The organism is Puia sp. P3, assembly GCF_050632245.1.
Taxonomy (GTDB): Bacteria; Bacteroidota; Bacteroidia; order Chitinophagales; family Chitinophagaceae; genus Puia.
Map to the genome: position 1 here is coordinate 4,932,565 of NZ_CP192583.1, position 12,254 is coordinate 4,944,818.

The 12,254-nt window shown below is 57.0% G+C and carries 16 protein-coding genes; 7 read left to right on the top strand and 9 right to left on the bottom strand.

Going from position 1 to position 12,254, the window contains the following annotated elements:
- The first annotated feature begins 8 nt into the window (after positions 1-8).
- The 3 genes from ACQ86N_RS30780 (at position 9) to ACQ86N_RS30790 (ending at position 4,655) form a co-directional block, all read left to right on the top strand.
- Positions 9-284 carry a hypothetical protein gene (locus ACQ86N_RS30780; RefSeq protein ID WP_431210375.1) on the top strand — a complete coding sequence of 92 codons (276 nt, stop codon included), beginning with the start codon at positions 9-11 and terminating at the stop codon, positions 282-284.
- Positions 281-3,124 carry a glycoside hydrolase family 2 protein gene (locus ACQ86N_RS30785; RefSeq protein ID WP_431210376.1) on the top strand — a complete coding sequence of 948 codons (2,844 nt, stop codon included), beginning with the start codon at positions 281-283 and terminating at the stop codon, positions 3,122-3,124. The genes ACQ86N_RS30780 and ACQ86N_RS30785 overlap by 4 nt, the downstream gene beginning before the upstream one ends.
- Before the next feature lie 163 nt (positions 3,125-3,287).
- Complete coding sequence (locus ACQ86N_RS30790; protein WP_431210377.1) at positions 3,288-4,655, top strand: hypothetical protein; 1,368 nt, start codon at positions 3,288-3,290, stop codon at positions 4,653-4,655.
- Positions 4,656-5,063: 408 nt separating this feature from the next.
- Here the strand turns inward: ACQ86N_RS30790 and ACQ86N_RS30795 are convergent, their stop codons facing one another.
- Together ACQ86N_RS30795 and ACQ86N_RS30800 are read right to left on the bottom strand one after the other, a co-directional pair.
- The gene (locus ACQ86N_RS30795; protein WP_431210378.1) at positions 5,064-5,435 is read right to left on the bottom strand and encodes a Crp/Fnr family transcriptional regulator; all 372 of its coding nucleotides are present in this window, start codon (positions 5,433-5,435) and stop codon (positions 5,064-5,066) included.
- On the bottom strand, positions 5,432-5,629 hold the full coding sequence (locus ACQ86N_RS30800) for a hypothetical protein (protein WP_431210379.1): 198 nt from the start codon (positions 5,627-5,629) through the stop codon (positions 5,432-5,434). The genes ACQ86N_RS30795 and ACQ86N_RS30800 overlap by 4 nt, the downstream gene beginning before the upstream one ends.
- A 175-nt stretch (positions 5,630-5,804) precedes the next feature.
- Here ACQ86N_RS30800 and ACQ86N_RS30805 point away from each other — a divergent pair, with 175 nt between their 5' ends.
- Positions 5,805-7,196 (top strand): alcohol dehydrogenase catalytic domain-containing protein, encoded by a 1,392-nt coding sequence (locus tag ACQ86N_RS30805; protein WP_431210380.1) that lies wholly within the window; start codon positions 5,805-5,807, stop codon positions 7,194-7,196.
- Positions 7,197-7,365: 169 nt separating this feature from the next.
- Complete coding sequence (locus tag ACQ86N_RS30810) at positions 7,366-7,458, top strand: hypothetical protein (protein ID WP_431217667.1); 93 nt, start codon at positions 7,366-7,368, stop codon at positions 7,456-7,458.
- On the opposite strand, the gene ACQ86N_RS30815 is transcribed toward ACQ86N_RS30810, so the two are convergent.
- From ACQ86N_RS30815 to ACQ86N_RS30825, 3 genes are read right to left on the bottom strand one after another with little or no spacing between them, the layout of a single operon-like run.
- Positions 7,448-7,795: a helix-turn-helix domain-containing protein gene (locus ACQ86N_RS30815; RefSeq protein ID WP_431210381.1), complete on the bottom strand. Its 348-nt coding sequence runs from the start codon at positions 7,793-7,795 to the stop codon at positions 7,448-7,450. The two genes, ACQ86N_RS30810 and ACQ86N_RS30815, sit on opposite strands and share 11 nt — an antisense overlap.
- Positions 7,728-7,955 (bottom strand): hypothetical protein, encoded by a 228-nt coding sequence (locus ACQ86N_RS30820; protein ID WP_431210382.1) that lies wholly within the window; start codon positions 7,953-7,955, stop codon positions 7,728-7,730. The genes ACQ86N_RS30815 and ACQ86N_RS30820 overlap by 68 nt, the downstream gene beginning before the upstream one ends.
- Positions 7,939-8,319, bottom strand: a complete 381-nt coding sequence (locus tag ACQ86N_RS30825) for a hypothetical protein (protein WP_431210383.1) — start codon at positions 8,317-8,319, stop codon at positions 7,939-7,941. Before ACQ86N_RS30825 ends, ACQ86N_RS30820 begins: the two co-directional genes overlap by 17 nt.
- Before the next feature lie 95 nt (positions 8,320-8,414).
- Here ACQ86N_RS30825 and ACQ86N_RS30830 point away from each other — a divergent pair, with 95 nt between their 5' ends.
- Positions 8,415-8,765, top strand: coding sequence for a hypothetical protein (locus ACQ86N_RS30830; protein ID WP_431210384.1), 351 nt, complete (start codon positions 8,415-8,417; stop codon positions 8,763-8,765).
- A complete protein-coding gene (locus ACQ86N_RS30835) occupies positions 8,750-9,592 on the top strand; it encodes an MFS transporter (protein WP_431210385.1) in 843 nt (280 codons plus the stop codon). The genes ACQ86N_RS30830 and ACQ86N_RS30835 overlap by 16 nt, the downstream gene beginning before the upstream one ends.
- Here the strand turns inward: ACQ86N_RS30835 and ACQ86N_RS30840 are convergent.
- From ACQ86N_RS30840 to ACQ86N_RS30855, 4 genes are all read right to left on the bottom strand, one after another.
- Positions 9,546-10,277: a GIN domain-containing protein gene (locus ACQ86N_RS30840; protein ID WP_431210386.1), complete on the bottom strand. Its 732-nt coding sequence runs from the start codon at positions 10,275-10,277 to the stop codon at positions 9,546-9,548. The two genes, ACQ86N_RS30835 and ACQ86N_RS30840, sit on opposite strands and share 47 nt — an antisense overlap.
- 64 nt (positions 10,278-10,341) lie before the next feature.
- Entirely contained in the window at positions 10,342-10,953 is a 612-nt protein-coding gene (locus tag ACQ86N_RS30845; protein WP_431210387.1) for a TIGR03118 family protein, read from the bottom strand.
- Between the two features lie 20 nt (positions 10,954-10,973).
- Positions 10,974-11,426 carry a hypothetical protein gene (locus ACQ86N_RS30850; protein ID WP_431210388.1) on the bottom strand — a complete coding sequence of 151 codons (453 nt, stop codon included), beginning with the start codon at positions 11,424-11,426 and terminating at the stop codon, positions 10,974-10,976.
- A gap of 219 nt (positions 11,427-11,645) precedes the next feature.
- Complete coding sequence (locus ACQ86N_RS30855) at positions 11,646-12,239, bottom strand: hypothetical protein (RefSeq protein WP_431210389.1); 594 nt, start codon at positions 12,237-12,239, stop codon at positions 11,646-11,648.
- Positions 12,240-12,254 lie beyond the last annotated feature (15 nt).

Sequence of the window (12,254 nt, forward strand, 5' to 3'; positions counted from 1 at the left end):
AATAGCAAATGAAACAACCTATTTTCATCTCCGTACTCTTCTTATCACTGATCACCCACGCCCAACGCGTCCAGTATACCGCGACCTTCGCTCCGTCCACCGGCCACACCCATCCATCCGAGTCGCCCTGCCGCCAGTCCATTTGTCTCAACGGCAACTGGAGGTTCCAACCGATCCCACTACCCGAAAAATTCAAGGAAGGCGTCGACTCGACACCCATTCTTCCCCCACCTGCCAACACCTGGGAAAAACCCCGATCCGCATCCCTTCACCATGGAATGTGAACAGCTTCGCCGACAGACAGGGCCAGGGCGGCGACTTCCGCACCTACCCCAGCTACCCCAAAAGTTGGGAAACTATAAAAATGGGCTGGCTCCAAAAAGATTTCACCATCCCCTCCGGCTGGAAGGGCAAAAAGATCCAGCTATACTTCGAAGCCCTCGCTGGCGACGCCGAGATCATCGTCAACGGGAAGCCCGCCGGAAACCGATTCGATATCTTTCTTCCCTTCACCATCGATATAACCGATCTGGTCAACTACGGCAAACCCAACCAACTCCGCGTCGGTATCCGCAAACCCTCCCTCTTCGACCACCGGGGGTCTTACGGGCGCCGGCCCTACCAGGCAGGCTCCTTCTGGGGACAACATATCGCCGGCATCTGGCAGGACGTCTACGTCGAAGCCATTCCACCCGTCCATATTTCTAACATATACGTACAACCACTCCTTGATTCCAATCGCCTCCAGGCCGGGATCACCGTTACCAACGAAACCGCCACCACCCAAACCCTGACTATCGGCGGCGATATCTACCGCTGGATCGCGGGAACCCTCCCCCTGCCCTCCACCCAGCTCGAAACAACTCCAACCCTCAGCTTCCCTGACCAATCGATCACAATCCCCCCACACGCTACAACTATACAAAGCCTGACCATCACTGTTAACGACCGCCTCCAAAAATGGTCACCCGATAACCCGGCCCTCTACGGTCTGGTCGCCCACCTGTCCTCAGGGCACCCTATCACCGGTCCGACCCAAACACTCGACGCCCGATACACCCGCTTTGGCTACCGCCAAACCGCCCTCAAAAACAACCAATTCCTCCTCAACAACCAACCCTTCACTCTCAAAGGCGATTCCTGGCATTTCCTCGGCATCCCCCAAATGACCCGCCGCTACGCCTGGGCCTGGTTCACAGCCCTCCGCGATGCCCACCTCAACGCCGTCCGCCTCCACGCCCAACCCTACCCATCTTTTTACCTCGATATCGCCGACGAAATGGGCATCATGGTCCTCGACGAAACTGCCGTATGGGCCAGCGACGGCGGCCCCAAACTCGACGACCCCAACTTCTGGCAAGACACCCGCGAACAACTGCAGCAACAGATCCTCCGCGACCGCAACCACCCCTCCGTATTCGGATGGAGCGTGTCCAACGAAGTAAAGCCCGTTATCCGCAACGTCATGCACGGCCCCCAATCCATGATGGACACCCTGCTAAATAATTTCTCCCTCTGGTCCGCCATCTGCAAAAAACTCGACCCCTCCCGTCCATGGGTATCCGCCGACGGCGAGGACGACGGCGACGGCCGCCTCCCACTATATATCGTTCACTATGGCGGTACCGACGCCATGGACCGCGCTCACCGCACCGGCAAACCCCGGGGCGTCGGTGAAGCCGGCAACGCCTACTACGCCACCCCCCAGCAAGTCGCCGAAATCAACGGCTCCCGCGCCTACCAGTCCTTCGCCGGCCGCATGGAAGGCGTAGCCACCTCGTCCTGGTCCTCCCTCATGGCCCAGCGCAGCCGCGACGCCGTCTATCGCAGCGTCTTCAATCTTGTTTGGTACGGCCTCCAACCCCTGGCCCTCGGCATGAATGACACCACAAAACCTCCGTCAGCCGACGACGGCATCTTCTTCACCAGCTACAAAGAAGGGCCAACCCGGCGTCCAGCCCGAACGCCTCGGCCCCTACTGCACCACCCTCAACCCCGGCTACGACCCTTCGTTACCGTTATACCGCACCTGGCCCCTCTTCAACGCCATCAAAGACGCCTCCGGCCCCGACCCCCTGATCATAGACGCCACCCAACCCATACCAACCGAAAAATTATCCAAACCCTGGCCAGTAACGGTACCGTCCTCATCCTCGGCATCTCCCCCGCCAACCTGGCGACCATCAACCACCTGCTTCCCAAACCCCTGACCCTCACACCGCGAACAGCCTCATCCCTCGACCTCACCACCCCCGACCCCATTACAAAAAACATCACCGCCGCGGATTTATATTTCTCCGAACTCCGTCCCCCCGAGATCATCACCAACACCTTCGACGGCCCGCTCGTCCAAACCAACACGACTATACTCCAGGCTTCCAACACCGACTGGCTCAAATGGAACAAACAACCCGAATACGCCAAAACCGCGATGATCATCCGCTCCGAGCGCGAAACAAAACCCTCCGGCGCGGCACTCATCAGAATAAACAACCTCCTCCTCTCAACCCTCCCCTATAACCCACACCTCCAAAAAGCCCAGCAACTCATCGATAAACTCCTGACCAACCTCGGCGCCCTCACCGACACGGCCACGTCAACCCTCCTTCAACCCAACGGCGACCTCACACCCGACCTCCGCCACCTCCAACCCACAAACACCAACGGCGCGTCCACCACCCCTAACGCGGCGTCCGCCATCCCCAACGGCGCGTCCACCATCCCCAACCAATCCTCCCGCGCTTCCAACCTCGCCTGGCTCGACTTCTGGATCTCCAGCCCACGTTCCCTCGAAGACCTCCTCTCCGAACCCGATATCCCGGTCGTCGGCCTCCAACTATCCGACGAAATCGTCAAAATTGACCTCAACGGACACCCCCTTTTTCCCATTGACCAAAAATCACCTTCCGGACCCCAAAAACCGGTCAATACAGCGCAAGCACTCCCAATTCCCAACCAAAAAAATTTTCGATATACCCTTCCGACCCTCCCCCTCCAACGAGGCTGGAATCACATCCGCATCCTCCTCCAACAAACCCCCGACGGCTGGACCTTCACCGGCCGCCTCACCTGCAACCAACCCGAATTCCTAAAAACCCTCTCCGCCACAATGAACAAACCATAAAAACCATCCATATGAGACACATCACTATCCTTCTATTCATCACAACCATCATCTTCACCAACTGCAAAAAAGCCGAAAACCCAATCAACCAAACCACTCAAACCTTCCCCCGCGCCGTCTCCCCCACCGGCGACGTCGTCGGCAAGATCATCGCCGGCTACCAGTGGTTGGTTTCAGGCGGCCGGCGACGGCGGCCCCTTCAACACGCTGGCAGCACACCAACCTCGAATGCTGGCCCGACATGCGCCAGTATACAAAGACCTACGGCAGCGTGCGCTTCAACCAGGACTCCATCTTCGAGCCCCCCTTCACCGGCACCCTCGGCAACGGCCAGCCGGTTACCATGTTCTCCGACTGGGACCAGTCATCCGTCAACCTGCACTTTCTCTGGATGCAGCAGTACGGCGTCGACTGCGCCGCCCTCCAGCGCTTCGGCTCCCACTTCAGCGACCCAAGAGTATTAACGAGCTCCGACAACATCATCGCCCACGCCCGCTCCGCCGCCGAGACCTACTCCAGAAAATTCTATATCATGTACGACATCAGCGGCTGGACCAACTTCCAAACCGAACTAAAATCCGACTGGACCACCTACATGAGCACCCACACCAGCTCCGCCGCCTACGCCAAACAGAACGGCAAACCCGTCGTCTGCATCTGGGGCATCGGCGTCTCCGGCCGCCCCGGCAACCCCACCACATGGATCGACGTCATCAACTGGTTCCAGTCCCAGGGCTGCTACGTCATCGTCGGCGGCCCCGGCAACTTCGCCACCGACGCAACCAACCGCTCCGCCTACCTCCAGGCCAACATGCTCATGGGATGGCGCGTCGGCGCAAGCCCCACCACCGACTTCGTAAAGAACGATTCCACGGACCGCAACTTCTGCAACTCCAACGGGATCGACTACCAGGTCGACGTCTACCCCGGTACCAGCTTCTTCAACACGAACACAACTAAAAAGAACATCATCCCCCGACAGCACGGCGACTTCATGTGGACCCAGTACGCCGCCGCAAGATCCACCTCCATACCCAGCGTATACATATCGATGTTTGACGAGATGAACGAGGCCACCGGCATCCTCCCCTGCGCCGAAGACAGCAGCATGATCCCAACCGGCCAGTACTTCCTCACCCTCGACTACGACGGCACCCACGTCTCCGCCGACTTCTACCTGCGGCTGACCACCGACGGCGGCAAGATGATAAAAGGCCAGATCGCCTATACCCCCACACACCCTACACCCCACGTCCTTACCCCACCGACCAGCCTGACGCCACACGTGCTTTCGTCCACATCGATCCAGGTCAACGTCTCGGCGGTCACCGACGCCCCCTGCTACAACTTCAAACGATCCACCACCCACGGCGGCCCCTATACGACAGTAGCATCCGGACTCCCCAACCCAACCTTCACCGATACCGGCCTCTCACCAGGCACAACATACTATTATGTTTGCACAACCGGCCGCATCAACGCCGGCGAAAGCATCATCAGCCGCGAAGTCAGCGGCACCACCAACCCCTAACGGCGGTCCCCACCTATAAAAACAAAAGAGGCGGGATTTAGTCCCGCCTCTTCGTTAATCAACGATATATCGCAATCAACAAATCCCAACCCAACCCCCAAATCACTCACCCCCAACACCTTATCTAAATGGCACAATCCTTGGCTATGCCGCCCTACTAAACGTCATCCATTGAACACGCACACCACTATACGACGCCTTCCCAACAATAAGATCGCTCTCAAACCCAAAAAACCGATAAAAAATCCAACACCCCCATCAGAAGATACAATCAACCGCCTCAACCATCTCGCAAAATCCCACCCCTTCTGCCACCCCCACAAAGCAAAAAAACACGATTTCCTATAACCACTCTCCCCGGGGCTCCACACTCCCCTCAATCCCCGGGCTCCACCACCCCCAAAACACCTACAACAATTTCTTCCTTATCCTGCTCAACGATTCCGGCGTCATCCCCATCATCGACGCCAGATACTTCAACGGTACCTGGTTGAACAACTCCGGATTCTGCCCCTGCAAATACCTGTATCGCTCCTCCCCCGTCATCGACAACAACGAAAATACCCTCAGCTCCATGAACTCGAAACACCTCACCATCAGCACGCGCTCCAGCCGCCCCCACACCGGCAACACCTCCGGCAGCCGCAAATAATCTTCCTTCCCGATCGTATAGAACTCACACTGCGTCAGCGCCTGCGCATTGAACCGAGCCGGCGTATCACAGATCAACCCACCCAGATCCGCCATCAGATTCCCCTTCGACGATATCCACTGCGTCACTTCCTATCGCCCTGCTCCGCAAATACCCGCAGCAATCCACTGCGATGAAAACTCAATTTATCGCATACCCTTCCCTGTTTTAAATAATACTCCCCCTTCCGCAGCGACGTCGGATGAAAATACGCGGACAGCGCCTCCATATCGGCATCGGCCACATTCATATACGTCCGAAGATAATTCCCGAGTTCAGTCATGGCCCCAAGTTACCAGCCACAACCGTAAATTTCTTACCATTTATCAAGAATTCCACCCAAAACCCACCCTAATTTTGACCCCCACAAAACACGGCAACACTATGGTCCTCGGTCATTTCGGCGTCGGCCTCGGCGCAAAAAATTCGCACCCTCCCTCTCCCTCGGCTTCCTCTTCATGGCAGCCCAATGGGTCGACCTCCTCTGGCCCGTACTCCTCCTCCTCAACGTCGAGCACGTCGACATCAACAAAGGCGACCCCCACTTCCCCCTCGAGTTCACCTCCTATCCCATCAGCCACAGCCTCCTCATGGGCCTCGTATGGGGCGCGGCTTTCGGACTCATCCACTACCTCATAAAAAAAGACCGGAAAGCCGCGATAATTCTGGGCCTCTGCGTCCCCAGCCACTGGCTCCTCGACCTCATCGTACACAAACCCGACCTCCCCCTCGTCCCCGGCAACAGCCCCCACCTCGGTCTCGGCCTCTGGAACTATCCCGGCCTCACCGCCCTGGCCGAATGCCTCTTCTTCACCATCGGCCTCGTCCTCTACCTGCGATCCACACACGCAAAAGACCGCCAGGGTAAATGGTCCCTCTGGCTCCTCGTCTCCCTCCTCGTCATCAACCAGCTTGCGGGCGTATTCTTCCCCCTTCCCACATCCGCCCACGCCATCGGCTGGGCCGCACAATACCAAGTGGATCTTCATCATCCTCGGATTCTGGGTCGACAAACACCGCCGTCCGAATCAGCCTTCCATAAAGTCTATATCCCCCCTGCAAACCCAACCCTACCCACGCTAAATTTGTGCAACAAAACGCACAAAATGAAATCCATACAGCTCGACCAATGGGGTATCCAAAACCTCCGGCTCAGAGACATCCCCACCCCCTGTACCGGCGAGAACGAAGTACTCGTAAGAACTACCGCGACCGCACTCGAATTCCACGACCTGCTCGTCGTCGAGAACAGGATCCCCTTCGGCATCCGTCTCCCCTATACTCCCCTTACCGAAGGCGTCGGAACAGTAGAAAAAGTCGGCAGCCGCGTCACCCGCTGGAAGAAAGGCGACCGCGTCATGATCCCTTTCATCTCCCGCTGGGAGTCCGGAAAAAATACCCCGTACAACGACCAGCTCCGCACGGGGTTCTCGGCCCCCGGCCTCCTCTCTGAATACACCGTTCAACCCGAAAACACGCTGGTCAGAACACCCGACAATCTCACAGATGAAGAAGCAGCCCAACTGCCGGTCACAGGGCTCACGGCCTGGGCTTACCTCGTCGACCAGGCAAATATGCAGGCCGGCCAAACCCTCCTCACCCAGGGCACCGGCGGCGTCTCCCTTATCGCTATACAACTGGCAAAAATGACAGGCCTCAAAATCATCGCCACCACCGGCAATTCCGCCAAAGAAGCCAGGCTAAGATCCCTCGGTGCCGGCCACACCATCAACTACAACGACTTCCCCAAGGGAGCGGCGAAGCAAAACGCCTCAACGACGGCATCGGCGTCGACATCACCCTCGACGTCGCCGGGACGGACAGTATCGAACAATCTATTCTTTCGGTAAAACAACACGGCTTCGTCGGACTCGTCGGCCTCCTCACCGGCGTCCAGCTATCCATCAACATGATCCCCCTTATCACCAACTATATCCGCCTCCGGCCTACTCCGTCGGCAACGCCCGGCAACTCGCAGACCTCGCCCGCGCTGTCGAAGCCAACGACCTCCATCCGACCATCGACAGCTCCTTCCCCATCGACCGCGCCCAGGACGCCTTCAACCACTTCAAATCCGGCAACCCCTTCGGCAAAGTGATCATCACCGTCTGACCGCTACCCGGTGCGCGCCCCGGTATTTATTCGGCGTCGTATTCACCACCGACCGGAACAGCCGGTTGAACAACGAGATATTATTGAACCCCACCAGCGACGCCACCGTCCCCACCGGTGTATCCGAATTCAGCAACAGCTCACACGCCTTCTGGATCCGCGCCTCCGTCAACGCCTCCTTGAACGTCTTCCCCGTAGTCGCCTTAAAGAACCGGCAGAAAGAACTATCCGTCATCGCCAGCTCATCCGCCACTCTCCGCGTCGTGAGATCATTTGAATACTCCTTCTGGATGATCCGGTACACCTGCTCTATCCGCCGAAGATGCAGCGGTTCCACCGACAACAGCGTTCTGGCCCCCGGCCTCCTCCACCTCCTTCGACAACGACATCTCCCGCAACACCTCGAACAGCCGCAGCAGACGCTGAAAAGAATTCATCCCCATCATCTCCCGGATCATACCCCCGATACGATGCTTCGACTCACCGCCAAACGCCATACCGGTCCGGGCCCGGTCCAAAACCACACTCACCTTCCCGAACTCCGGAAAAGAATCGGCCAACCCCCCGAACCTCCCCGCCGCGAAACTGTATCACGTATTCTTCATACCCCTCCGACTCAAAACCAAAATTGAACGCATTATGCTGGATATTCGACCCCAGCAACACCAGCAGCCCATCGGAAAATACTCCCGCCTGGTGCCCGACAAACCGGCGGCCATTGCCGTGCGGCACATACACGATCTCGAACTCCGGATGGAAATGCCACCAGTCCAGGTGACAAAGACTATGGTCGTCATGATAATGGAGGGAAAAGAAAGACCCATCCGAAGGACTGATCTTCTCGAAACTTGCCTTTTTCATCGATTTTCCTTAAAATCAGAATTAAAGACAATTTAGTGCAATTTTTGGAAAAACCGATGGGAATACCGCCCCAACAGAAACTGGAGCTTTGTGAAATGAAGAACACCAGCACATCCCAATACCGCCTCGCGGTCGTCATATTTTTCTTTATCAACGGCTTCCTCTACGCCAATTGCACCGGCCGCCTCCCCGAGCTCAAAGGCTTCTTCGGCGTCTCCAACAGCACCCTCGGAACCATGCTCTTCATGACCGCCATCGGCGCCCTCGTCGCCATGCCCCTCACCGGCTGGCTGACCACACGCTACAGCAGCGGCAAACTCACCGTCTGGACCGGCCTCCTCTTCTGCTGCGCCGTACCCCTGATCCCGCTGTCCGACAACACACAAATTGGCAGGGTCTTCTTCTTTACGACAGGCTCTTCTCCGGCGCCATGGACATTACCATGAACGGCCAGGCCGTCCTCGTCGAAAGAGCTTATAAGAAAACGATCATGTCTTCCTTCCACGCGGCATACAGCATCGGCATGGCACTCGGCGCCGGCGCGGGCGCACTATTCGCAGCCTACCGCTGCCCCCTGCTCCCCCACCTGCTTTCCGTAGGCAGCCTAAGCCTCGTCACACTGGCCATCGTGTCGCCCATCATCACCAGAAACCAGTCACCCCGCCAGAAAACCCAGACCAGCAAACACTCACATAGACGGATCCCCACATTCATATGGCTCATCGCCATCATCGCCTTCTGCGGCATGACCGGCGAAGGCTCCATCGTCGACTGGTCCGCCATCTATGTCAATACAGTCGTAGGCACTACAAAAGCCTTCAGCGCGCTCGCTGTCGGCGCATTCGCCACCGCCATGACCATCGGCCGCCTCTTCGGCGACCGCATCATCGACCGCTTAGGCAAACGAACCGTCCTCCTCACCAGCTGCGCCGCCGCCATCACCGGTCTCTCCATCGTTCTGATCATCGTATCCCCGGTCACAGCCCTTCTCGGCTTCTTCCTCGTAGGCGCCGGCCTCTCCAACGTCGTACCCGTCATCTACTCCACCGCCGGCAATATCCAGGGCATCGAACCCGCCGCAGGCATCGCCATCGCAAGCACCGTAGGCTACACCGGCTTCTTCGTCGGCCCTCCTTCGATAGGCTACATCTCCGACAGTTTCGGCCTCCGCATCGGCCTCTGCTTCACCCTCCTGCTCTTTACACTCATGCTGACCTTTATCAGCATCAGTCTAGCCGCTTCACGTCCACACCCCCAAAATGAAGCCCTTTGACGATCTCCGGATTACCCATATAACGCAGCTTCGCCTCGCCAAAAGAAGTTATCGCGATCCGGTCCGAAACATTCAGTCTGAACTCGGCCTCTCCATACGCCGTGATCTTACTCTCCTTACCCTTCGTCGCCGTAGTATTCACCTTTCCTTCGCCATAGCAAACATAACGCTGCCACTCTATAGCCCCTGACCTGACTTCAAGGTTACTCTCGCCGTAAATATGCGCATTCATCTCCCGGACACGCATCTCCGTAAAACAAACCCGGGACTCACCATAAATACTCAAAACAAATTTATCCGCAACGACTGGGCTCGTACACAGCTGGGTCTCGTCTCCCCGCAGCGACAGCTCCTCCAGCGACCGGAAGGTCACAGTTGCGACTACGGCATGTTTGGGGTAGAGGGGGACACTTTGAGTGCCGTCCTTTTGATTCTTCGGTATCTCCTTAGCCCCTTCGAGGTACAGTCGCAATGTCCCGTGCTTGACCTCTACATGAAGCTTGTTACTATCCACCAGAAGACTGTTGATCGCGACACTCTCCGTCTCCCCCTTTACAAACTCCACCTGTATAAAAGGGCTTACGATCACTTTGGTGAACGGTGCGACCGCTCCGCCCTGTGCACTGCAGGATAAGGTCAGGGCAACCAAAAGAGAGGCGGGAAAAATATCTTTTAATATTCGCATAACAAAGGCTTTATGCATGATACGCAACTTCCCGCCAAAATGTTACACCCTTCCTATTGTTTCTTCAGATATCCAAAGACCCCATGCCCTTCTCCCCCGGTCCTGCCGTAAAATAGAGCTTCCCCGGATCGAATGTCGCGTCCTCGTTGAAGGGGAAATCGATCGCCCAGAGCCCCGGTATCGCCACCGGCTGCCCGTTCTTCTGCAGCGCCCCCTTATAGGCCCCCGTTGCGTCGTATACATTGATCCATCCATCCCCGAAATTCCCGATCAGGATCGACTTCTCCGGCACCCCCGATCCGGCCGGCGCCTGCGTAACCCCCCACGGCGAGTTCAGCGCACCCTGCGACGCGAAATTCTTCACCAGCTTGCCGTCTGGCGAATAGATATCGACATAGCCGTTCCCCGGACCCGCCTGATCGTCCTCGTTATCCGGCCCCTTCAATTTAGCATAGGTGACATACAGCATCCCGCCGATATTGACAATGTTGAACGGTCCAAAACCCGCCGGTATATTCGGGTCCTTAAAATCCCTGCCCGAAGTCAACTGGAAAGTCTTGTCGAATACGTCGATCTTCCCCTGTTTGAAATTAGCCGCATACAGAAAATTCGTCCCGCCGTCCGAGGCGATCGTACAACCCTTGTACACCGCACCCGCCGACGAAAGATCCGCCACCGTCGTAGTGTTATGATCGTTCAGCCCCAGGCCGAGATCGTGCCGTCCTCGTTTACAAAAATGAACTTGGCCACCCCACCCGTCGCGTGAATAGTAAAATCAGCCGTGGCACTAAAGACGACACCCGTCGGCGACCCACCGTTAGGATTCCCCATGGAAGGTATCGGCACTGGCCCAAGCAAAGTCTTCCCCGTAGAATCATACACGTCCGTTACCCCGCCGTGATTGGAGGACAACCAGATAATATGCGCGCCCGGATTGATCGCAAGACCCCATGGATTCACAAGACTGGCGTCGGTCCTGGCCCCGCCGCCATCGGCATTGTCCGACACCAGATTGGTCTGCTGAAAACTTCCGTCCACCGCCGGCGGCGGAGGATTATTCCCATAACCGTTGTTGTTGTTGTAACTGTTCTTACTGCAGGCGACCGCACCCCCAAGGATAAGTGCCAGAACGAAAACATTCTTTTTCATAGCTGTGCGTTGTGTTTTAAATGTGATACGGATAAGAAACGCCCGCCCAGACACGCGGGTTGCCCATTTTCCCCGCCGCGCAACGGACATTTACACCATCCTCACACTCCACTACATCAACTACACCTGTCTACTCCACGAACTTCTCCCTCCTTTTTCCAAACACCTTTCTCTCCACCACCGGCCACACCCAATATGCCGCCTTCGCCGATAAAAACCCTATCGCCGCACCCGCAACCACCTCACTGAACCAGTGCTTGTCATTGTATACCCTAAAAAACTCGTTCCTACCGCCGCCGTATAACCGGCAATCCCATACCACACACTTCTCCCCTGATACTCCTGCCTCAGGAACTCCGCCGCCGCAAACGCCGTCGCCGAATGCCCCGACGGAAATCCGTCATCGCCACTCCCATCCGGCCGCTCCGCACTGATCACGTGCTTCAATCCCAGCACCGCCGCCCCAAGAACCCCATTCGCCATGATATAAATGACCGTCCGATCCCTCAGATCATGCTTCCCCTTCACGCCCGCGGCATTCAGCACATATACTGTCAGCGCAGGAGCATACTGTAAATAATCATCCACCGGCAACCGGCTATGCGGATTCTTCTCCCACACCACAGACCGCACCGAATGATCAAAAGACACCAGCGGCTCCCACCTGAGCGCCGCAAACCCATACCCCACCATCACCCCTCCTACAACCAGCGAACCCACCGACGGCCTGTACCGCGCGGTATCCGACGACTGCCCAAACCCCCGAAAAAAAATAAGAATAAAAAATAAAGGAAGCAGCGTTCTCTTTAACATAAAACAGTATTAATC

Bases quoted from the DNA above. Each gene is read 5' to 3' on its own strand.
- ACQ86N_RS30780 (WP_431210375.1), top strand. From the start codon at position 9: ATGAAACAACCTATTTTCATCTCCGTACTCTTCTTATCACTGATCACC.
- ACQ86N_RS30800 (WP_431210379.1), bottom strand. From the start codon at position 5,629: ATGACTGAACTCGGGAATTATCTTCGGACGTATATGAATGTGGCCGAT.
- ACQ86N_RS30805 (WP_431210380.1), top strand. From the start codon at position 5,805: ATGGCAGCCCAATGGGTCGACCTCCTCTGGCCCGTACTCCTCCTCCTC.
- ACQ86N_RS30820 (WP_431210382.1), bottom strand. From the start codon at position 7,955: ATGGCGTTTGGCGGTGAGTCGAAGCATCGTATCGGGGGTATGATCCGG.
- ACQ86N_RS30825 (WP_431210383.1), bottom strand. From the start codon at position 8,319: ATGAAAAAGGCAAGTTTCGAGAAGATCAGTCCTTCGGATGGGTCTTTC.
- ACQ86N_RS30830 (WP_431210384.1), top strand. From the start codon at position 8,415: ATGAAGAACACCAGCACATCCCAATACCGCCTCGCGGTCGTCATATTT.
- ACQ86N_RS30835 (WP_431210385.1), top strand. From the start codon at position 8,750: ATGGACATTACCATGAACGGCCAGGCCGTCCTCGTCGAAAGAGCTTAT.
- ACQ86N_RS30840 (WP_431210386.1), bottom strand. From the start codon at position 10,277: ATGCGAATATTAAAAGATATTTTTCCCGCCTCTCTTTTGGTTGCCCTG.
- ACQ86N_RS30850 (WP_431210388.1), bottom strand. From the start codon at position 11,426: ATGAAAAAGAATGTTTTCGTTCTGGCACTTATCCTTGGGGGTGCGGTC.
- ACQ86N_RS30855 (WP_431210389.1), bottom strand. From the start codon at position 12,239: ATGTTAAAGAGAACGCTGCTTCCTTTATTTTTTATTCTTATTTTTTTT.